This is a genomic window from uncultured Tateyamaria sp. (assembly GCF_947503465.1).
In the GTDB taxonomy this organism is placed as follows: Bacteria; Pseudomonadota; Alphaproteobacteria; order Rhodobacterales; family Rhodobacteraceae; genus Tateyamaria.
The window spans coordinates 438,118-457,078 of sequence record NZ_CANNDN010000001.1; the positions used below are offsets into that span (position 1 = coordinate 438,118).

Here is an 18,961-nt window from a genome sequence, read left to right on the forward strand (position 1 = left end):
CTTTCGTCCCCGGTCTCGGCTCGCTAGGGTCTAGCCCATGTCCTTTGCCTGGCTCAAACAGTATATGCCGCGAGGTATCTATGCGCGGGCGGCTTTGATCCTGCTGTTGCCGGTGATCGTTGTGCAACTGGTTGTGTCGGTCGTGTTTGTGCAGCGTCATTTCGAGGAAGTGACCCAGCAGATGTCGAGCGCGGCGGCCCGTGAGGTGCGATTGGTCCTGGCCCGGATCGGTACGGCACCGTCCCGCAGCGCGATCGAAGCCGTCACCAGCGACCTGGCCCCCCTCGCCATCACCGTGACACCGGTCACCGCGCGCATGCTGTCCGAAGACGATCGCCGCGTCTGGTACGACTTTTCGGGTATCGTGATCATCGAACGGCTGAAACTGGCAGTGCCGCAGATTGCGGTGGTTGACCTGTCGAATGACCGGCGCGTGCGGTTGGTTCTGGATACGGTGCACGGCGCGGTCGAGATCACATTCGACCGCAGGCGGGTGTCTGCGGCGGCCCCGCACCAGTTGTTGGTGAACATGGTTTTTTTCAGCATCATCATCACCGTCATCGCGTTTATCTACATGCGCAACCAACTGCGTCCGATCAAACGCCTTGCGGCTGCGGCAGAGGCGTTTGGCCGAGGGCGGACCGTTGCCTATGCCCCGGCGGGCGCAACAGAGGTGCGCGCGGCGGGCACGGCCTTTGTCGATATGCGCAACCGTATCGAACGGCAGATCGAAACACGTACGCTGATGCTGTCTGGGGTCAGCCATGATCTGCGCACGCCGCTGACACGCATGCGCCTGTCCCTGTCGATGTTGGATGATCAGGATCGCGCCGCATTGGAACAGGATGTCGCGGACATGCAGGGCATGATCGATGCCTTTCTGGAATTCGCCAAAGGCGAGGGCGAGGGCGAACCGGAGCGCGTTGACCCGATTGCCTTGACCCGCGCGCTGGTGGAAGATGCGCAGCGCGCCGGTCAGTCCGTGACGTTGGTCGAAAGCGAGGTCGAGGGTGAAGGCGAAGGGACCGTGATGTTGCGTCCCCTGGCCATGCGTCGGGCGCTGGACAACCTTGTGTCCAATGCGGTGCGGTATGGGGCGCGGGCCGAGGTGACGGTACGGCTGACGGAAAAGTCGCTGCGCTTTCGCGTCGAGGATGACGGCCCAGGTATTCCCGAAGATCAGCGCGCGGACGCGCAGCGCCCCTTTACCCGTCTGGATCCGGCCCGCAATCAGGACAAGGGGTCGGGCGTTGGTCTGGGCCTTGCCATCGCGACCGATATCGCCCGGGCGCACGGCGGTACGTTGCGATTGGGGCGCAGCAGCCGCCTGGGGGGGCTGCGTGCCGACATTGTCATCGCCCGGTGATCTGCCGCAGCGGCACGCTTGCCGCGCCGGTGCATTCCGCTTTACTGGCGGCACCGGACTCCAGGAGCAACGCCAATGACACCTTATGACATGATCCGCGACCAGCTTGGCAAGGCGGTGCCATTTGCAAATCACGTTGGTGTCGAGCTGATCGAAGTGGGCGACGGGCTGGGCATTGCGGCGCTGGATCAGCGGCCAGAGACGTCCAACCATATCCAGTCCCAGCACGCGGGCGCCATGTTCACCCTGGGCGAAGCGGCCTCGGGCGCGGCCCTTGCCGGAGCCTTTGGTCCGATGATCTTTCAAGCCCGTCCGGTCGCGTCGGGCGCGCGTATTTCCTATGTGAAAATCGCAAAGGGGCGGCTTGAGGCACATGCCAGGACCGAACGGCCCGGCGCGGATCTGGTCAAGGAACTGGAAGAGGTGGGAAAAACCGCCTTTGACATCACCGTGGACATTCGCGACGCCGAGGGCGACACGGTCGTCTCCATGACGGTTGGCTGGCACGTGCGCAAAGCGTAACGGGGCGGCTGGTAGGCCCGGCAGGACTTGAACCCGCAACCAAAGCGTTATGAGCGCTCTGCTCTAACCAATTGAGCTACAGGCCCGCCATGGGTGTGGGATACCATTGCCCCGCCGGGTGTCAATATGGCCTGCGCTTCAGAACCGAAAGCGCGCACCGATAAAGACCGAGTCGATGTCCTGAAACGATTCGGTTGGTGTCGCGGCATCGAATGTCCGGAAACCTGCGTAGACTTCGGTGTTGATCTTGTCGATTTTCTGCACGGCAAAGATGCTGTAGCTTTCGGAACTGCTTCCGTTCAATGACTGGTCGCTGCCGTCATAATAGTCGACTGCGATCGATGTGCTGCCCCACGGCACGAGGTCTTTTTGCTGGTAGCCCAGCTTGAGGTAGTAGTACCCGGGATCATTGCGCCCGGCCACGTTCAGATCGTCCTGCCCTGACGCAAAGGTCAGGTTCAGGCCCGTTGGGTCATGAAAGGCGGAGACCGATCCTGCAATCCGGTCCGTGTCGTCCAATTGGGCATAGGTGATCCCGCTGCGGACGCGCACGTCGCCCAGTTTCCCGTTGTAGCGCAACGCGATGTCGTTCTGGTCATCCTCACCAAACGAGACGGAGGCGGTAAAACCGCCACCAAAGGCGGGCGTGTCATAGCGGAATCTTTCAATCCGCGTGATGCCATCGAAGTTGGAAAAGAAATCGCCCACGTCGTTGCTGCTGAATGCGCCGGATGCCGTGCGGAAAATCTGACCACCCGAGATCAGGCCCACGGCAGAGTTATTGCCGATAAAGGTGCCGGAGAGGTCGATTTCGGCAATCCCATTCGATGCCGCGTCGCCTTGCCCATACGCGAAGTTGCCAAAGGGTGTTCTGGTGAACAGTTCGAATTTGCGTTCGTTGGACACTGACGAGCTGATGTCCGAGTTAAGCTGGCTCACGCCATTGGAGGTCGAAAACTCGAATTCGTATTCGATGAGGGCACCAACGACGTAGTCGCCAAAGTCATAGGCCGCACGGGCCGTAAGACGGGTCGATGAATTGTCATTGTCGACAAAAAACTCGTTCGATTCGACGCCATCATCGGTGAAAAGGATCCCCCGGTTGATCTGCCCGCCGAAAGTGAAGGTGAACCCGCCATCCTTGATGTTAACGACCTGCGCGTGCGCGGCTGACATCGAAAGTGCGCCCACCGCAACGGGTGAAGCGAGCAATATTTTGCGGAGAAGCATGGAGGGAACCTTTCAAAAGGCGCTGCGGCTACGGTGCCAGTATTACATGAATTTGCATACACGCATAACAAGAGCGTGAAGGCCCGTGATCCCGGGGGGGAGGAGGCGGCTTGCATGGCGCACCGGCGGGATTTCCTTTTGCGCCCCACGGGCGTTCACGCTAAGGGGCGTCCGAGCCCCGGTGGAGTAAACCTATGACCAGCAAACCCAATGGAATGACATATGCCGAGGCCGGCGTTGATATCGACGCGGGCAATGCGCTGGTCGAACGGATCAAACCTGCCGCTGCGGCCACGAAACGGTCGGGGGTGGCCTCTGGTCTTGGCGGGTTCGGGGGGCTTTTCGATCTGAAGGCCGCGGGGTTTGTCGATCCGGTTCTGGTTGCGGCCACGGATGGAGTTGGCACCAAGCTGCGCATCGCAATTGACACGGGCCATGTGGATGGCGTGGGCGTTGACCTTGTGGCCATGTGCGTCAACGATCTGGTGTGCCAAGGCGCGGAGCCATTGTTTTTCCTTGATTATTTCGCAACCGGGACGCTTGATCTGGACCAGGCCGCCCGCATCATCGAAGGGATTGCCCGGGGGTGCGAGACGTCGGGCTGCGCGCTGATCGGGGGCGAGACGGCGGAGATGCCGGGCATGTATCCGGCGGGCGATTTCGACCTTGCCGGGTTTTCTGTGGGTGCGATGGAGCGGGGCACGGCCCTGCCTGCTGACGTGGCCGAGGGCGACGTCGTGCTGGGCCTTGCCTCGGACGGGGTGCATTCGAACGGGTATTCGCTGGTGCGCAAGATTGTTGAGACATCTGGCCTGGGGTGGGACGATGCCTGTCCCTGGGACGCGGGCACACTTGGTGCGGCCCTGCTTCGTCCGACAAGGTTGTATGTAAAGGCCGCATTGGCTGCGATGAAGGCGGGCGCCGTGCATGGCTTTGCGCACATCACGGGCGGCGGGCTGACGGAAAACCTGCCCCGCGTTTTGCCAGACGGGCTGGGCGTATCTGTGAACCTTGATGCCTGGGCATTGCCACCGGTGTTCCAATGGTTGGCCAGGCAGGGCGGGATGGCCGAGGCCGAGATGCTCAAGACGTTCAACGCAGGTATCGGCATGGTTGTGATTGTCGACCCTCAGGCCGAAAAAGATGTGACATCCGCCCTGGTCGCAGAAGGGCAGACCGTCACCCGTATCGGCGCCGTGCACGTAGGGCAGGGCGTGACCTATAGCGGGTCGCTTCTTTGAAAAAACGGGTCGGCATCTTTGTGTCCGGCGGCGGGTCGAACATGCGTGCGCTGGTCGAGGATATGGATGCACGGCACCCGGCGGAACCTGTTGTCGTGGTATCCAACAATAGCGATGCGGGCGGCATCGCCTGGGCGCGTGATGCGGGACTTGCCACTGTTGTTGTCGATCATCGGCCCTATGGCCGGGACCGTTCCGCATTCGAGGGCGCCATTTCAAATGCGCTTGCCCCATTTGAGTTGGACATGATTTGCCTTGCCGGGTTCATGCGCGTTCTGACGGCGGGATTTGTAACCCCGTGGCGCGAAAGGATGCTGAACATTCACCCCTCGCTTCTGCCCAAATACCGGGGCCTGCACACCCATGCCCGCGCGTTGGAGGCCGGCGACGCAGAACATGGCTGTACAGTCCATCTGGTGACGCCGGAATTGGACGAGGGACCGGTGCTGGGCCAGGCACGGGTTCCGTTGCAAGCCGATGATACGCCTGAGGAATTGGCCGCCCGCGTGCTGGTGCAGGAACACCGGCTTTATCCTGCAGTGTTGCGCCGTTTCGCCAGCGGAGACCGCAGGCCTCTGATGCTCTAGCCAGCGCTTGCGCATTGGTGTAGGACCAGACAACCTGACGGTGAAAAGCAACAAAAAGAAGCCGCTTATGAGAACCATCACAACGACGGACGCGTTGGCCGAATTCTGCACTCAGGCCCGGACGCACCCGTATGTGACCGTTGATACAGAATTCCTGCGCGAACGGACCTACTATTCGAAACTGTGCCTTGTCCAAGTGGCGATGCCGGGCACGGATGACGGCACTGCGGTGCTGATCGACCCGCTGGCCAAGGACCTGTCGCTTGAACCGCTTTATGACCTGTTTCGGGACAGGTCTGTCGTCAAAGTGTTTCACGCGGCGCGACAAGACCTCGAGATTTTCTATGTCGATGCGCAGGTCTTTCCCGAGCCATTGTTTGACACTCAAGTGGCGGCCATGGTCTGCGGCTTTGGCGAACAGGTCGGATACGAGACCTTGGTGCGCAAGATCGCCAAGCAGTCGCTCGACAAGACGTCACGCTTTACCGATTGGTCGCGGCGGCCCCTCACCGATGCACAAAAGACGTATGCGATTGCGGACGTCACACATCTACGCCAGATCTATGAATTCCTGTCGGCCAAGCTGAATGAAAGTGGCCGCGCACGCTGGGTGTCCGAAGAATTGCAGACACTGCTGAGCCCCGACACATACATCGTTGATCCCGCGCAGGCGTGGAAACGGGTCAAGACCCGGACAAACTCTTCCCGTTTCTTGGCGGTCGTCAAGGAACTGGCGGCATTTCGCGAGACACATGCCCAGACCCGCAACATCCCGCGTAACCGGGTGTTCAAAGACGATGCATTGGTCGAGCTGGCAAGCAACAAGCCGAAATCCCATGAAGATCTGGGCCGGTCGCGTCTGCTGTTGCGTGAGGCGCGCAAGGGCGACATCGCGGACGGTATCCTTGCGGCGGTCAAGCGGGGGGTGGACATGGACCCGGATGCCATGCCGCGCCCGGACCGGTCGCGTGAAAAAATGCAGGTCAACCCGGCGTTGGCGGATCTGCTGCGTGTCTTGCTGAAGGCAAAGACCGAGAGCGCGGGCGTGGCTGCCAAGCTGATCGCTTCGGCCGCAGACCTTGACGCCCTGGCTGCGGGTATGCGGGACGTGCCCGCCCTCAAAGGGTGGCGTTCCGAGGTGTTTGGCACCGACGCGTTGCGCTTGTGTGATGGTCAGGTTGCGTTGACGGCCCAGGGCGCGGACGTGAAAATCATTCCGCTGGACTGATCAGCGTCGCGTTGTGCTTTGTGCATTGCGGCGGCCTTCGACCCGGATCACGCGGATCTCAGACAATTCCTGATCGGTCAGGCGCCGTGCGGCAGTGACGGTTCGTACCCGCTGGCTGAGCGTGCGTGTGGGGCGGTCCGAATGAACGCCGCGCAGCTGGTACGTCAATACGCCATCCACGGGGATGTTTTCATCGTTGTCGGTGGTCAGGCGGATGTCATATACGCGGTCCTGATCGACAATCCCTGTCGCGCGCACAATGGCGCCGCCCGGCACGCGTTCGATCACAAGGTCGGTCACCTGGTCCACCGGCGTGCCGACATAGATTTCGGCCTGATCGCGGAGGCTGGAAAACAGGCCCGCACGGGTGTTCTGCGGGATCAACGGGTTGGTTTCGGCGCGTGGGTCGGGACGGATCGGTTCGGACCGGCTGCCGCCAAACCAGTTCAGTGGATTCACGGCGCTGTCGCGCACGGCTGCACAGGCGGACAGGGTCAGGGTGAGAACCAGAAGGGCAGGAAGGGTCAGGCGCATTGTCCGCTCGCATCTTTTGCTTTTGCGCAATGTGGTAACGGATGCAGGCCCGGTTGAAAAGCATCCATTGCCGGGCTGGACCTTTGACGTGCGCACGCCTAGGTGACGCATAGCGCGACCAGCACCCGGGACGGACCAATGGCAACAGAAAGCTTTGAAGAGATTGTCGAGGATTTCGAGTTTCTTGAGGATTGGGAAGATCGCTATCGTTACGTGATCGAGCAGGGCAAGGCGATGGACCCGCTGCCGGAAGCGTTGAAAGTGCCGGCAACCAAGGTCGATGGCTGTGCCAGCCAGGTCTGGCTGCATCCGCAGATTGCCAACGGGGTTTTTCATTTTGACGGTGACAGCGACGCGATGATCGTGAAGGGCCTGATTGCTGTTCTGCGCCGCCTTTACAATGGTCTTCCCGTGGCTGAGGTGCGCGCCGTCGATGCGCGGGCCGAAATGGCGCGGCTGGGATTGAATGATCATCTGTCGGCACAGCGGTCCAATGGCCTGCGGGCCATGATCGAGCGCATTCAAGTGGTGGCGGCCGCCTGACCCGAAGGACGCCTTGCGGCGACACGATTCATTTTTTTGGATGAGGGGCGCTGCCCCTCATACGCCCCGAAGTATTTCCGGCCAGAAGACGGGTCAGAGGCGCCCCAGTGTTTTTTGCAGGTCTCCGTAACCCGTAAAACGTCGTTCGAAGGCCAGGCCAAGCCGGCCTGCGGCTGCTTGCGCTTTTCTTGTGAGGGCCGGATCGTCTGTTTGTGCCTGATAGACCAGTTTCTCGTAATTGCCGAAATACATGTCCCGGAGTTCTGGATGCCGGTCGAGACCCATCGGCTTGATGATGAAGGCATCGAACTGTCGGACCAGGAAATCTGTCAGGTAAAATGTGGTGATTTCACTTTCACTTTGCGCAGCAAATGTCTCGTTTCCTTCAAAAAAACTGTAGCAATGTGGGCCTGCGACCATCTCGACCCCGAGCTCTTGGCACGCCGCTTTCAACAGGCCGCCGGTGCCGCAATCGGCGTAGACAACAAAGATTGTGTCGTAGTTGCCGCGATGTTTCGCGACCGCGTCGCGCACCGCCTCGGTGATCTTGTCAGGGAACAAGTGATACTTGGCAGGCAGGCAGGTCAGGTCCATGTGGTCCCATCCGTTTGCCTGTTTGAGGTCCAGTATCTCGCGTGCAAGCGCGCCGCATGCAATCAGCAGAATGCGGCCCGCGCCGATGGGCTCCAGTCCGTGATCGGTCAGCTGTGCATCGGTCAGCGCCATTTGATCGAGCATCCCATGCTTGCCGTTTGATCGCGCGGGCCGGCGCCTGTGTCCGCGATCTGTCGCATGGCGTTCACAAGCTCCGGTACGCGCCGATCCGCATTGCCCATGCCTGCGTCATCCAGCCGCCCGCGATACTGCAAGGTGCCCGCACCGTTGAAGCCGAAGAAATCAGGTGTGCAGACAGCGCCATAGGCGCGGGCGACGGATTGATCTTCGTCTATCAGATAGGGGAACCCGAATGTGAACCGTGCGGCAAAGGCGGGCATTTGGGATGGCGCATCCGCGGGGTAGGCGGTGAAGTCGTTCGCATTGATCGCAACCACACCGATGCCTGCATCCATCAAGGTCTGCGCATCGGCCGCCAGCCGGTCTGCAAGTGCGACAACATAGGGGCAATGGTTGCAGATGAAGGCGACAAGCACGCCCTTGGGCCGCAGGTGATCGTTCAGATCATGCATGTGGCCCCGGGCATCCGGTAGACGAAAGGGCGGTGCGGGATCCCCGAAATTGCATCCGGGCGTTTCAAGCAGCATGTCGTCCTCCGTTTGGCGGGGGCGACAGGGGGGTCAGCCTGCCGCCATCTGGTTGTGCTTGCGCGCTACGAATTCCTTGGCCGTTTCGACCGCCACAGCGGCATCGCGGCAATAGGCGTCAGCACCGATGGCTTTGCCAAACTCTTCGTTCAGCGGCGCACCGCCCACCAACACGATATAGTCGTCGCGGATGCCCTGTTCGACCATGGTGTCGATCACGACCTTCATATAGGGCATCGTGGTGGTCAGCAGGGCCGACATGCCGAGGATATCCGGACCTTCCTGTTCGATGGCTTCCAGGTAGTTTTCGACCGGATTGTTGATACCCAGATCGACCACTTCAAAGCCAGCACCTTCCATCATCATGGACACAAGGTTCTTGCCGATGTCGTGGATGTCCCCCTTGACGGTGCCAATGACCATCTTGCCGACGCGCGGGGCGCCCGTTTCCGCCAACAGTGGCTTGAGAATGAACATACCGCCCTTCATTGCGTTGGCTGCAAGCAGCACTTCGGGGACGAACAGGATCCCGTCGCGGAAATCGTGGCCCACGATCGTCATGCCGCCCACAAGGGCCTTGGTCAGAATGTCGTAAGGCTGCCAGCCCCGTTCAAGCAGGATGTTCACGCCTTCTTCGATCTCTTCCTTGAGACCGTCATAGAGATCGTCGAACATTTGCTGGACCAGCTCTTCGTCATCCAGTTCCGACAGGATGATTTCGTCTTCGTCTGACATGGGCATTCCTCGTATGCAGGTCCGCGGACCTGGTGCCTATTTATCGGGTTATCGTTCAGAATGTCGCAGGTGCACTGTCCGAATTGCGACATGGCCCGCTTCTGGTGCGACGCGGCATGTCACTTTTGTGTGCCATGGCATGCTGTCCGATGGCTGATTTCGAAGTCTTTTCTGGCATATGTTCTTGATACGTTCTAGTTTGGGATCATGAAACCCGATCTCCAGACGCGTCAGCCCAAGGCCCGTGGCGCGGTGACCAATGTCGTAAGCCGGTATGATAGCGTCACGCGCCACAGTGATCCCGATGGCTGGGATATCGAAGAGGACCTGCCGATCCTTCGGACGGATGTCAGCCTGGAACGCCCTCGCAGCATGATCAGTTACAACCGGTCTCCCGATCTGCCCTTTGATCGGTCGATCAATCCCTACCGCGGCTGTGAACACGGATGCGTATACTGCTTTGCGCGGCCCAGCCACGCCTATCTGGGTTTGTCGCCGGGGCTTGATTTCGAAACGCGGCTTGTGGCGCGACCAACGGCGCCTGACGTTTTGCGGGCCGAGTTGATGCGCAAGAGTTACCGGGTGGCCCCCATGGCCATCGGCACGAACACCGATCCGTATCAGCCCATTGAACGCGATCATGGGATCATGCGCGCCTGTCTTGAGGTGCTTGAGGCCTGTAACCATCCGGTTGCCATCGTGACCAAGGGCACGTTGATTGAACGCGATATCGACATTCTTGCGCGCATGGCGCGGCGTGGGCTGGCGCGGGTGGGCATATCCGTGACCACATTGGATGCCGATCTGAGCCGCAGGATGGAACCCCGTGCGCCGACGCCCAAGCGTCGGTTGACCATGATCCGCCGCTTGTCCGCGGCGGGGATACCTGTTCGTGTCATGGCGTCGCCCATGGTGCCGGCCCTGACCGATCCCGAGCTTGAGGCTATTCTGACCGCTGGCAAGGAGGCCGGGGCACGGTCGGCCAGTTGGATCATGCTGCGGCTTCCGCGCGAAGTGTCGCCCCTGTGGCAGGAATGGCTGGCGGAACACGTGCCCGACAGGGCCAATCGCATCATGTCGCATCTGCGCGACATGCATGGCGGCCGCGATTATGATGCCCGGTGGGGGCACCGCATGCGGGGGACGGGGGCCTATGCCGAACTGGTGCACCATCGGTTCAAGGTCGCGATCAAACGTCTGGGGTTGAAGGAAAAGGTGCCGCCGATGCGAACCGACTTGTTCCATCCGCCGCAGGAGGACAGCGCGCAACTCACCCTCTTTTAGGCGGCGGCAGCGCGGCGGCCACGCCGTTTGCGCGCCGGGCGGGTGCTTGCGTCGTCCCCTGTGCCGTCGCTGGCAGAGGAAAATGCGCCCAAGGCCGCAACGATGGCATCCAGTGTCGGAGCGGGACGCTTTGGGCGCGTGTCCAGTGCATCCCGCATCTTTTCCAGGTGCGCAGGGGTGGTACCACAGCAGCCGCCGATGATGCTGGCGCCGCAATCACGCGCAAGGACTGCATAATCCGCCATCAATTCGGGGGTGCCGTCGTAATGGATGTGGCCATCATGGTATTTGGGTATGCCAGCGTTGCCCTTGGCGATGATCGGCACCTCGGTCCCTGTCGCGGCAAAGCCCAGGACGGTGCGCAACAGGTCAGACGCGCCCGTACCGCAATTTGCTCCAAACGCGACAGGCGGGAAATCGAGGCTCGCGACCAGCGCAGCCATATCCGTGCTGGTCACTCCCATCATCGTCCGTCCAGCGGTGTCAAAGCTCATTGTGCCGACCCAAGGCAGTTCGGCCAGCGCAAACCCTTCGGCTGCTGCGGAGAATTCTTCGGGCGCCGATATCGTTTCGAGCCAGCCGATATCCGCGCCGCCCGCTTTCAGCCCGGCGGCGGTTTCGTGAAACATCTCGACCGCGTCCGCGTGCGTCAGGCTGCCGACGGGTTCCATGATCTCGCCCGTGGGGCCGACCGACCCGGCAACAAGCACCTTGCGCCCGGCCGCATCCGCCACGTCGCGCCCCAGTTCGGCGGCCCTCTTGCTCAACTCAAAGGCGCGGTGGCCAGCGTCGTGCAATTTCAGACGCGATGCGTTTGCGCCAAAGGAGTTGGTCAGAAACACGTCACTGCCCGCGTCGACCGCCCCCTGATACAACGCGCGGACCTTGGCAGGTTCCTGTTCGTTCCACAGTTCCGGCGCATCGCCAGACATCAATCCCATGGCAAACAGATTGGTGCCTGTGGCACCGTCGGCCAACAGAACGCCGTTTTCGGCCAGCAGGGTGGTGATGGGATCAGACATGAAAGCACCTTTCGCGCGCGTGACTGCCACTCTGTCTCATGCAGCTTTACGTGAAGCCAGTTCATAATTCTCATCTTCTTGATGAGCGAATTTTGCATCTTCGGTCAGCAAGGGATCCGGCGCGCGTATTGTGCGGGCAATGTCGGCAAGACCAAGGACCAACGCGGGCCAGGAGGGTGCGGCGGCATAGCGCGGCACCCAGCGCGGGGCAAAGGCCGATTTGAACTGGCGCAATCCCGTCCCACCGGCGAACTGTACGGCCTTTTGGCTGGCCCAACGCCATGCGGCAGATGCGGTATCCGGGCACGCGATGATGGATGCAAGACTGACGCGCGCCGCACCGGCGGCTTGCGCATCCTGAATGGCCTGATGCACGAGGGCATGCATCGTTCCATCGGGCGCATCATCCCCGTTTCGCATCAGGTCCAGGCACCAGTCGGTTTCGCCCATGTGGAACGTGGCAAATGCCACCAGGTCTGAGCCTCGAAACGCGCTGACAACCCATTGATTTTGCACATATGCAGGAGTGTAGCGCCCCATGCTGCCGCCACGCGCACCGCCGTTTTGGACCTGCCACGCCAGATCCAGCGCGCGCGCCGCATCCGGGTCGAGCATTGCTTGGCACTGAATGCGAATGCCCGACTTCTCCGCGGCCCTCATTTTGCGCCGCAAGCGGGCGCGTGCAGGGCCTGCGACGGTGTAATCCCGTGTTTCAATGATCGCGTCATCGGCCAGATGCAGCACCGCCCATCCCGCCCTGCGGGCTGCGTGGGCGAGGCGTGCGCCGGATTTGTAGATCATCGGGCACCGGCCGTGCGACCGCGCAACCGCGCGCACATGCGTCAGCGTGTCGTGATCTGCGGGGCGCACCGGGTCGGTAAAAAGCGTTACGGTCTGCGCGGTTGGCCACATCGGAGCGCCGTAGTCGGGGGTAATCCAACCGCGGTTCTGCGTAAGAGCCTGCGCTTCGCTGCGCGGCAAGGCAACCCAGCCGGGACCGGTGCGCAGGACCGCCGTCCTGGCGCGCAATGGTCGCAGCATCACAAGTACAGCGATGCAGGCCGGTGCCGCATAATAGACAATGCGAAAGGCCATGATACCAGCCAGCAGAGACGCGTCCGCGTCCTTTGCCAGCGCCGATACCAGCACCAGTTCGAAGGGGCCCACGCCGCCGGGCGTGTTCGACATCAGACCGCATCCAAGCGCCACCATGAACAGGGGCAGCAATGTGCCAAAGGGCAGGGTGCCCGCAGGCAAAAGGACCCACAGCGCGGCTGCAGCAAGGATCATGTCCAGGCTGGCCCAAAACAGGATGGCCCCTGCCACACGCAGGCTGGGAAGAGGCAAGCGATGTCGCCCGATCCGGACGGTCGGCCACCAGAACAAAACGAACCCACAGGCGGGCAACAACACAAACGCCACGACGGACAGTGTCGTTGTCCAGGGCGGCGCCGGCAGGAGGGCGGCGACAAACCCAGTCGCGCAGCCCCATGCGACCACAAAGGTCAGGGACACGAGCGCTGACAGCTTCAGCGCCTTGCCAACGCTCAGGTCCGGCACCATGCGCCACCGGGCCAACGCCCCGGTGAAAAGGCCAAATCCAACAGTTTGGCCGATTGCGATTCCGACAGCGCCGGAAATCCGGGCATGCGTATCTGACACGCCGGTGCCCAAAGTGCGATGCGCCTGCACATCATATTGCGCAACGGCAAAGAAGCTGCCTGCAGTCAAAAGGGCGGCCAATCCCCATTGCAGGGCGGATATCCCTGCCAATTGCTGTGGCAGATTTTCCACCACGTCGGACGGCACCTGTCGACCCAAAAACACCACGCATACCCCCAGGATGGCCAATGGCACCCCGAACCGAACCGTCATGCGCGTCACCCACCGCGCCGTCACCCACTGCATGTCAAACCTCTTTCCCGCACACCCGACATTTGGGGTAAGGGCGAAGGGTGAGCCAATCCTTAACGGTCGGTGATCAAGTGCAGACAATGCAATGAAAAAGGCGCGCGTTCGACAAAACGCGCGCCCCAAAATACTTCAAGATTGCCCAGTATACTTCTGGTTTTAGTCAACTTCTTTCATGATCTGACCTTTGGCTTCGGCCATCAGTTCAAGCATCTTGGTGCGAATTGTCACCTCATCCGCCTTGTCGCCCAGATCGCCGGATACCTTGCGATAAACATCTTCGTCACCGGCCTCTTCAAAATCGGATTTCACGACTTCGCGCGCATAATCTGCTGCGTCGTCGCCGGTCTTGCCCAGCAGCTCCGCCGCCCAAAGGCCCAGCAGCTTGTTGCGGCGCGCCTCCGCCTTGAACTGCATTTCCGCATCATGGGCGAATTTGTTTTCAAACGCGTTTTCGCGATCGTCAAAGGTGCTCATCGGTTGACCCCTCTCTGGCAATGTCCTGCATCAGATAGGCAGGGCGGGACGGGCCATGCAACCCCATTGCTTGCGGCATTTGGGTCGATTGCTTATGAGGTGCCCAAGCTTGGGCAGACTCATCCGCCCTGCACATGCGAAAGGACGCCCATGGCGCGACGCAAGAAGATTTATGAGGGCAAGGCCAAAATTCTGTATGAAGGTCCCGAGCCCGGCACGATTGTTCAGTACTTCAAGGACGATGCCACCGCCTTCAATGCGCAGAAAAAGGACGTCATCGAAGGCAAAGGCGTGCTGAACAACCGCCTGAGCGAGTTTTTCATGACTGGCCTGGGCCAGATCGGCGTGCCCACGCATTTCATGAAGCGCCTGAACATGCGCGAACAGCTGGTGCGCGCCTGCGAAATCGTGCCTTTGGAAGTGATCGTGCGCAACTATGCCGCCGGCACCATGAGCGAACGACTGGGCATCGAGGAAGGCACGCAATTGCCGCGTCCCATTGTCGAATATTGCTACAAGGACGACAAGCTGGGCGATCCGCTGGTGACCGAAGAGCATATCGCCGCTTTTGGCTGGGCCAGCCAGCAGGACATGGACGACATTCTGTCCTTGGCCCTGCGCGTGAACGATTTCCTGTCGGGCGTCATGCTTGCGGTTGGAATCCGCCTGGTCGATTTCAAGATCGAGATTGGCCGCGTATACGACGGCGACTTCATGCGCCTTATCATCGCGGACGAAATCAGCCCGGACAGCTGCCGCCTGTGGGACATCGAAACCGGCCAGAAACTGGACAAGGATGTGTTCCGCCGCGACCTGGGCAACCTGGCAGACGCCTATACCGAAGTGGCGCGCCGTTTGGGTGTGATGCCCAAGAACGCCTCGCCCATCACCAAGCCGACGCTCATCAATTGAGCGTCGGAGTTTGCATATTTGAAGAACAATGAAGGGCAGGGCATGAAAGCGACCGTGCATGTGATGCTGAAGACCGGTGTTTTGGATCCACAGGGCGAGGCCGTGCGCCATGCGCTTGGAGCCTTGGGTTTTGACGGTGTGAACGGTGTGCGTCAGGGCAAGGTGATCGAGCTGGACCTGGCCGACGGCACGACAGAGGCGGATGTGACGGCTATGTGCGAAAAGCTTCTCGCCAACACGGTGATCGAAAGCTATCGGGTCGAGATGCCATGAAGGCGGCTGTTGTCGTCTTTCCCGGCTCAAATTGTGACCGGGACCTTGCCGTTGCGTTCCGCAATGCCGGAGCCGAGGTCGAGATGGTCTGGCACAAGGACACGGATCTGCCCACAGGCATTGACATGGTGGGCGTGCCGGGCGGGTTTTCCTTTGGGGACTACCTGCGCTGCGGGGCCATCGCGGCCAATTCACCCATTTGCAGGGCGGTAAAGGCCCATGCGGACAAGGGGGGGTATGTATTCGGGGTGTGCAACGGGTTTCAGGTGCTGACCGAAACCGGCATTCTGCCCGGCGCCTTGTTACGGAATGCGGGCCTGAAGTACATTTGCAAGACTGTTGGTCTGCGCGTCGAGACGTCGCAATCGGCCTTCACCGAGGGCTTTAACGCGGGAGATGTGGTCGATATTCCCATTGCCCACCATGATGGCAACTATTTTGCAGATGCGGACACGCTGGACCGTCTTGAAGGCGAAGACCGGGTGGCTTTCAGGTATACCGACAACCCGAACGGATCGCAGCGGAACATTGCGGGCATCCTGTCGGACAATCGCCGCGTCCTTGGCATGATGCCGCACCCGGAACGGGCAGCGGATGCAGGCCACGGGGGGACGGACGGACAGGCGCTCTTTCGCGCAGTGGTGGGGCAGCTGACGTCCGCGTGACTTGAGCCGGTCCGGCCGAGGCCGTAGGGTCACCTTCATGTCAGCCGCTCGCACACCAGAACCGCGTACATCCACCACCAGTTGGCGTGTGCGCGTCGCTGTGGTCATCCTGACCATTGCGGCGGTGGTCACCGTGTTCTTCACCAACCGCCTGCTGACTGACCGCTTTACCGAAACCACGCGCAACCGTGCCGAACTGCGTCTGGCCCTGTACTCCGGCAACCTGCTGAGCGAATTGCGCCAGAACCAGATTGTGCCGCAGCTTCTGGCGCGTGACCCTACGCTGATTGGTGCGCTCAACAGCCAGGATTACCAGCAATCCACCCAACGCCTGATCTCTTTCGTGGAAGAGATCGGGGCCGCGAACCTGATCCTGCTGGACAGCGACGGGCGCGCCGTGGCGGCCACGGATCGCAACCGCTTGGGATCCAATCACCGGACAGAGCCCTATTTCATTGATGCCCTGCGTGCCAACAACACGATCTTTACAGTGGCTGAACGCGAGGCGGGGGGCTTTACCTTTACCTATTCACGCCGCGTGACGGCCGGCAGCGACGTGCTCGGCGTTATCGCGGTTGAGGTGGACCTGCAAAAGTTCGAACGCGCCTGGGCCGGGATTTCGGCTGCGGTGCTGGTGACGGACAGCGCAGGGCAAATCATCCTGGCCACCGAACCCCGCTGGCGCGGCCGCACGGAAGAGGCGGCGCTTGCGCGGCAAACACCCCAAAGCGCGATCGAACGGGCGATCCGGGCGACAGCCGATTGGACCGCCTTGCCGCCTGACGCCTACCTGCAGGGCGAAGGCGTGATGCGCCTTGAGGCGCGTATTCCGTTTCGCGGCTGGCGCATGACGTCCTTTACCACCTACGCCTCGGTGCGGGAACGGGTGAACGGGGTGCTGGCGCTGGAAATCATGGGATTCGCCATTTTGCTGGCGCTGGCCTTCTATGCGCTCAGCCGTCGGTCAGCGCTGCGTGTGGCACTGTTTGCGCGTGAGTCGGCAGAGCTTCGCCACTTGAACATCCAGCTACAGCGGGAAATTGCCGAGCGGAAACGGGTACAAGAGGACCTTGCGCAAGCCGAACAAACCCTTGAGCAGTCATCGAAACTCGCCGCTCTGGGCGAGATGTCAGCCGCGGTCAGCCACGAGTTGAACCAACCCCTGGCGGCGATGAAAACCTATCTGGCGGGTGCGCGGCTGCTGCTGCGTCGCAATCGCCCGGACGAGGCGTTGGTCAGCTTTGGCCGCATTGACGATCTGATCGAACGCATGGGCGCGATCACGCGGCAGCTCAAGTCCTATGCCCGCAAGGGTCAGGACGCGCTGAGCCCAGTAAACATGGGCGATGCGCTGGCATCCTCGCTGTCGATGATGGAGCCGCAGCTGCGCCAGCGTCGGGTGCTGATCAACCGTGTTGTCCCGCCCGAACCCATCGAGGTGATGGGCGACCGGATGCGGATTGAACAAGTGATGGTCAACCTCTTGCGCAATGCCATCGACGCCACCAAATCCGAGCGAGAGCCGCAGGTCGACATCATCCTGTCGGCTGGTGAGACGGCCACGCTGACCGTGCGGGACAACGGACCGGGGATCGAGGATTTGGACAGCCTGTTCGAGCCGTTCTACACCACCAAACAACCCGGCGACGGCGTCGGGCTGGGCCTTGCCATCTCGTCCGGCATTGTGAACGATTTGGGCGGACGGCTCGTGGCCCGCAACGGACAGGCGGGTGGGGCCGTTTTTGAAATGCAGCTTCCGGTGCTCGGTGACGAGGATGCGGAAGATGAGGACACCAAGATCAGCGCGGCCGAGTAACCCCGCGGGGAGCAGACATGACCCAAGCCATGAAAATCGCCATTGTCGATGACGAACAGGACATGCGCCAATCCATCAGCCAATGGCTGGCCTTGTCGGGCTATGACACCGAAACTTTCGCCAGTGCCGAGGATGCACTGAAAGTGCTGGGCCCCGAATATCCCGGTATCGTCATATCCGACATCAAGATGCCCGGCATGGACGGGATGCAGTTCCTGAAGAAGCTGATGGGCAATGACAGCGCGCTGCCGGTGATCATGATCACCGGCCACGGCGACGTGCCCATGGCGGTCGAGGCGATGCGGGTGGGGGCGTTCGATTTTCTTGAAAAGCCGTTCAACCCCGACCGGATGAGCGAACTTGCAAAGCGTGCCACCGGTGCCCGAAGGCTGACCATGGACAACCGGGCCTTGCGCCGCGAGTTGTCGGACGGAGGTCAGTTGATGAAAAAGCTGATCGGCCAGTCGCCGGTCATGGAGCGGCTGCGCGAGGACATCCTTGATCTGGGCCAGGCCGACGGTCACGTCCTGATCGACGGCGAAACGGGCACGGGCAAGACGCTGGTCGCACACGCCTTGCACGCGGTTGGCAGCCGCGCAGGCAAGAAGTTCGTGCTGGTCAGCTGTTCCGCCTGGGAAGAAGAGGCGCTGACCAAGCGTCTGTTTGGCCCCATGCTGCCCGAAGACAGTGCACTGCCCGCAGTGGAAGAGGCCCGTGGCGGAACCCTGGTCCTCGAAGATATCGAGGCGCTGAGTGAAGGGCTTCAGGCGCGCCTTCTGTCTGTCATAAATGAACAGGGCACGCCGGCCGAGACCCGCATCGTGGGCATCTGCAACATGCAAGAAGCGGGCAAGACCTGCGAAGACGCGCTGCGTCCTGATCTGTATTACCGGCTTGCGGCTCTCAAGATCACCGTTCCGCCGTTGCGCCAACGGGGCGAAGACATCCTGACCCTGTTCACGCGGCTGAGTGACCAGTTTGCCGACGAATATGGTTGCGAGGCGCCCAAGGTGTCGGCACAAGAGGCCGCGCAGCTGTTGCAGGCCCCATGGCCCGGCAATGTGCGCCAGCTGATCAACATCGCCGAACGTGCCGTTTTGCAGGCCCGTCGTGGCACGGGGTCCATCGCGTCCCTGCTGATGAACGATCACGAGGAAATGCAACCCGTGATGACGACCGAAGGCAAACCCCTCAAGGAATATGTCGAGGCGTTTGAACGTATGCTGATCGACAACACCATGCGCCGCCACAAGGGGTCCATCGCATCGGTGATGGAAGAGCTGTGCCTGCCGCGCCGGACCTTGAACGAAAAGATGGCGAAATACGGGTTGCAACGGTCGGACTATCTCTGAC

20 protein-coding genes and 1 tRNA gene are annotated in these 18,961 nt (G+C 61.1%); 12 read left to right on the forward strand and 9 right to left on the reverse strand.

The window, feature by feature from the left end; all coding sequences use genetic code 11:
• The first annotated feature begins 37 nt into the window (after positions 1 to 37).
• Together Q0844_RS02225 and Q0844_RS02230 are read left to right on the forward strand one after the other, a co-directional pair.
• Positions 38 to 1,366 carry an ATP-binding protein gene (locus Q0844_RS02225; RefSeq protein WP_299041628.1) on the forward strand — a complete coding sequence of 443 codons (1,329 nt, stop codon included), beginning with the start codon at positions 38 to 40 and terminating at the stop codon, positions 1,364 to 1,366.
• Positions 1,367 to 1,441: 75 nt separating this feature from the next.
• Positions 1,442 to 1,888 carry a DUF4442 domain-containing protein gene (locus Q0844_RS02230; RefSeq protein WP_299041631.1) on the forward strand — a complete coding sequence of 149 codons (447 nt, stop codon included), beginning with the start codon at positions 1,442 to 1,444 and terminating at the stop codon, positions 1,886 to 1,888.
• A gap of 9 nt (positions 1,889 to 1,897) precedes the next feature.
• On the opposite strand, the gene Q0844_RS02235 is transcribed toward Q0844_RS02230, so the two are convergent.
• Together Q0844_RS02235 and Q0844_RS02240 are read right to left on the reverse strand one after the other, a co-directional pair.
• Positions 1,898 to 1,974 (reverse strand) — tRNA-Ile (locus Q0844_RS02235).
• 52 nt (positions 1,975 to 2,026) lie between these two features.
• Positions 2,027 to 3,064 carry a hypothetical protein gene (locus Q0844_RS02240; RefSeq protein ID WP_299041634.1) on the reverse strand — a complete coding sequence of 346 codons (1,038 nt, stop codon included), beginning with the start codon at positions 3,062 to 3,064 and terminating at the stop codon, positions 2,027 to 2,029.
• 248 nt (positions 3,065 to 3,312) lie between these two features.
• Here Q0844_RS02240 and purM point away from each other — a divergent pair, with 248 nt between their 5' ends.
• The 3 genes from purM to rnd all read left to right on the forward strand — a co-directional run bounded on the left by purM (position 3,313) and on the right by rnd (position 6,174).
• The gene (purM, locus tag Q0844_RS02245; RefSeq protein ID WP_299041636.1) at positions 3,313 to 4,359 is read left to right on the forward strand and encodes a phosphoribosylformylglycinamidine cyclo-ligase; all 1,047 of its coding nucleotides are present in this window, start codon (positions 3,313 to 3,315) and stop codon (positions 4,357 to 4,359) included.
• Positions 4,356 to 4,946 carry a phosphoribosylglycinamide formyltransferase gene (gene purN, locus Q0844_RS02250; protein WP_299041639.1) on the forward strand — a complete coding sequence of 197 codons (591 nt, stop codon included), beginning with the start codon at positions 4,356 to 4,358 and terminating at the stop codon, positions 4,944 to 4,946. Before purM ends, purN begins: the two co-directional genes overlap by 4 nt.
• A gap of 67 nt (positions 4,947 to 5,013) precedes the next feature.
• Positions 5,014 to 6,174, forward strand: coding sequence for a ribonuclease D (gene rnd, locus Q0844_RS02255; protein ID WP_299041641.1), 1,161 nt, complete (start codon positions 5,014 to 5,016; stop codon positions 6,172 to 6,174).
• Here the strand turns inward: rnd and Q0844_RS02260 are convergent, their stop codons facing one another.
• Positions 6,175 to 6,708, reverse strand: coding sequence for a hypothetical protein (locus Q0844_RS02260; RefSeq protein ID WP_299041644.1), 534 nt, complete (start codon positions 6,706 to 6,708; stop codon positions 6,175 to 6,177). It lies immediately after the preceding gene.
• 138 nt (positions 6,709 to 6,846) lie between these two features.
• Here Q0844_RS02260 and Q0844_RS02265 point away from each other — a divergent pair, with 138 nt between their 5' ends.
• Positions 6,847 to 7,251 carry a SufE family protein gene (locus tag Q0844_RS02265; protein ID WP_299041646.1) on the forward strand — a complete coding sequence of 135 codons (405 nt, stop codon included), beginning with the start codon at positions 6,847 to 6,849 and terminating at the stop codon, positions 7,249 to 7,251.
• A 93-nt stretch (positions 7,252 to 7,344) separates the two neighbouring features.
• Here Q0844_RS02265 and Q0844_RS02270 read toward each other — a convergent pair whose 3' ends face one another.
• The 3 genes from Q0844_RS02270 to Q0844_RS02280 are packed head-to-tail and all read right to left on the reverse strand — an operon-like array spanning position 7,345 to position 9,248.
• A complete protein-coding gene (locus tag Q0844_RS02270; protein ID WP_299045178.1) occupies positions 7,345 to 7,977 on the reverse strand; it encodes a DUF1638 domain-containing protein in 633 nt (210 codons plus the stop codon).
• Positions 7,968 to 8,513 carry a thioredoxin family protein gene (locus tag Q0844_RS02275; RefSeq protein WP_299041648.1) on the reverse strand — a complete coding sequence of 182 codons (546 nt, stop codon included), beginning with the start codon at positions 8,511 to 8,513 and terminating at the stop codon, positions 7,968 to 7,970. The genes Q0844_RS02270 and Q0844_RS02275 overlap by 10 nt, the downstream gene beginning before the upstream one ends.
• Before the next feature lie 33 nt (positions 8,514 to 8,546).
• A complete protein-coding gene (locus Q0844_RS02280) occupies positions 8,547 to 9,248 on the reverse strand; it encodes a B12-binding domain-containing protein (RefSeq protein WP_299041650.1) in 702 nt (233 codons plus the stop codon).
• Positions 9,249 to 9,455: 207 nt separating this feature from the next.
• Between Q0844_RS02280 and Q0844_RS02285 the strand changes: the two genes are divergently transcribed.
• Complete coding sequence (locus tag Q0844_RS02285) at positions 9,456 to 10,532, forward strand: PA0069 family radical SAM protein (RefSeq protein ID WP_299041652.1); 1,077 nt, start codon at positions 9,456 to 9,458, stop codon at positions 10,530 to 10,532.
• On the opposite strand, the gene bmt is transcribed toward Q0844_RS02285, so the two are convergent.
• From bmt to Q0844_RS02300, 3 genes are all read right to left on the reverse strand, one after another.
• Entirely contained in the window at positions 10,529 to 11,554 is a 1,026-nt protein-coding gene (gene bmt / locus Q0844_RS02290; protein ID WP_299041654.1) for a betaine--homocysteine S-methyltransferase, read from the reverse strand. The two genes, Q0844_RS02285 and bmt, sit on opposite strands and share 4 nt — an antisense overlap.
• A 36-nt stretch (positions 11,555 to 11,590) precedes the next feature.
• Positions 11,591 to 13,462 carry a phosphatidylglycerol lysyltransferase domain-containing protein gene (locus tag Q0844_RS02295; RefSeq protein ID WP_299041657.1) on the reverse strand — a complete coding sequence of 624 codons (1,872 nt, stop codon included), beginning with the start codon at positions 13,460 to 13,462 and terminating at the stop codon, positions 11,591 to 11,593.
• Positions 13,463 to 13,624: 162 nt separating this feature from the next.
• Positions 13,625 to 13,942: a DUF1476 domain-containing protein gene (locus Q0844_RS02300; protein ID WP_299041660.1), complete on the reverse strand. Its 318-nt coding sequence runs from the start codon at positions 13,940 to 13,942 to the stop codon at positions 13,625 to 13,627.
• A gap of 150 nt (positions 13,943 to 14,092) precedes the next feature.
• Between Q0844_RS02300 and purC the strand changes: the two genes are divergently transcribed.
• From purC to Q0844_RS02325, 5 genes are read left to right on the forward strand one after another with little or no spacing between them, the layout of a single operon-like run.
• The gene (gene purC / locus Q0844_RS02305) at positions 14,093 to 14,854 is read left to right on the forward strand and encodes a phosphoribosylaminoimidazolesuccinocarboxamide synthase (RefSeq protein ID WP_299041662.1); all 762 of its coding nucleotides are present in this window, start codon (positions 14,093 to 14,095) and stop codon (positions 14,852 to 14,854) included.
• Between the two features lie 42 nt (positions 14,855 to 14,896).
• Positions 14,897 to 15,127: a phosphoribosylformylglycinamidine synthase subunit PurS gene (gene purS, locus Q0844_RS02310; protein WP_299041664.1), complete on the forward strand. Its 231-nt coding sequence runs from the start codon at positions 14,897 to 14,899 to the stop codon at positions 15,125 to 15,127.
• On the forward strand, positions 15,124 to 15,792 hold the full coding sequence (gene purQ, locus Q0844_RS02315; protein WP_299041667.1) for a phosphoribosylformylglycinamidine synthase subunit PurQ: 669 nt from the start codon (positions 15,124 to 15,126) through the stop codon (positions 15,790 to 15,792). The genes purS and purQ overlap by 4 nt, the downstream gene beginning before the upstream one ends.
• Positions 15,793 to 15,829: 37 nt before the next feature.
• Positions 15,830 to 17,608, forward strand: coding sequence for an ATP-binding protein (locus tag Q0844_RS02320; RefSeq protein WP_299041670.1), 1,779 nt, complete (start codon positions 15,830 to 15,832; stop codon positions 17,606 to 17,608).
• 17 nt (positions 17,609 to 17,625) lie between these two features.
• Positions 17,626 to 18,960, forward strand: a complete 1,335-nt coding sequence (locus tag Q0844_RS02325) for a sigma-54 dependent transcriptional regulator (protein WP_299041673.1) — start codon at positions 17,626 to 17,628, stop codon at positions 18,958 to 18,960.
• The last annotated feature ends 1 nt before the right edge of the window (position 18,961 follow it).

Bases quoted from the DNA above. Each gene is read 5' to 3' on its own strand.
- Q0844_RS02225 (WP_299041628.1), top strand. From the start codon at position 38: ATGTCCTTTGCCTGGCTCAAACAGTATATGCCGCGAGGTATCTATGCG.
- Q0844_RS02230 (WP_299041631.1), top strand. From the start codon at position 1,442: ATGACACCTTATGACATGATCCGCGACCAGCTTGGCAAGGCGGTGCCA.
- Q0844_RS02240 (WP_299041634.1), bottom strand. From the start codon at position 3,064: ATGTCAGCCGCGCACGCGCAGGTCGTTAACATCAAGGATGGCGGGTTC.
- purM (WP_299041636.1), top strand. From the start codon at position 3,313: ATGACCAGCAAACCCAATGGAATGACATATGCCGAGGCCGGCGTTGAT.
- rnd (WP_299041641.1), top strand. From the start codon at position 5,014: ATGAGAACCATCACAACGACGGACGCGTTGGCCGAATTCTGCACTCAG.
- Q0844_RS02260 (WP_299041644.1), bottom strand. From the start codon at position 6,708: ATGCGCCTGACCCTTCCTGCCCTTCTGGTTCTCACCCTGACCCTGTCC.
- Q0844_RS02265 (WP_299041646.1), top strand. From the start codon at position 6,847: ATGGCAACAGAAAGCTTTGAAGAGATTGTCGAGGATTTCGAGTTTCTT.
- Q0844_RS02270 (WP_299045178.1), bottom strand. From the start codon at position 7,977: ATGGCGCTGACCGATGCACAGCTGACCGATCACGGACTGGAGCCCATC.
- Q0844_RS02275 (WP_299041648.1), bottom strand. From the start codon at position 8,513: ATGCTGCTTGAAACGCCCGGATGCAATTTCGGGGATCCCGCACCGCCC.
- Q0844_RS02280 (WP_299041650.1), bottom strand. From the start codon at position 9,248: ATGTCAGACGAAGACGAAATCATCCTGTCGGAACTGGATGACGAAGAG.
- Q0844_RS02285 (WP_299041652.1), top strand. From the start codon at position 9,456: ATGAAACCCGATCTCCAGACGCGTCAGCCCAAGGCCCGTGGCGCGGTG.
- bmt (WP_299041654.1), bottom strand. From the start codon at position 11,554: ATGTCTGATCCCATCACCACCCTGCTGGCCGAAAACGGCGTTCTGTTG.
- Q0844_RS02295 (WP_299041657.1), bottom strand. From the start codon at position 13,462: ATGCAGTGGGTGACGGCGCGGTGGGTGACGCGCATGACGGTTCGGTTC.
- Q0844_RS02300 (WP_299041660.1), bottom strand. From the start codon at position 13,942: ATGAGCACCTTTGACGATCGCGAAAACGCGTTTGAAAACAAATTCGCC.
- purC (WP_299041662.1), top strand. From the start codon at position 14,093: ATGGCGCGACGCAAGAAGATTTATGAGGGCAAGGCCAAAATTCTGTAT.
- purS (WP_299041664.1), top strand. From the start codon at position 14,897: ATGAAAGCGACCGTGCATGTGATGCTGAAGACCGGTGTTTTGGATCCA.
- purQ (WP_299041667.1), top strand. From the start codon at position 15,124: ATGAAGGCGGCTGTTGTCGTCTTTCCCGGCTCAAATTGTGACCGGGAC.
- Q0844_RS02320 (WP_299041670.1), top strand. From the start codon at position 15,830: ATGTCAGCCGCTCGCACACCAGAACCGCGTACATCCACCACCAGTTGG.
- Q0844_RS02325 (WP_299041673.1), top strand. From the start codon at position 17,626: ATGACCCAAGCCATGAAAATCGCCATTGTCGATGACGAACAGGACATG.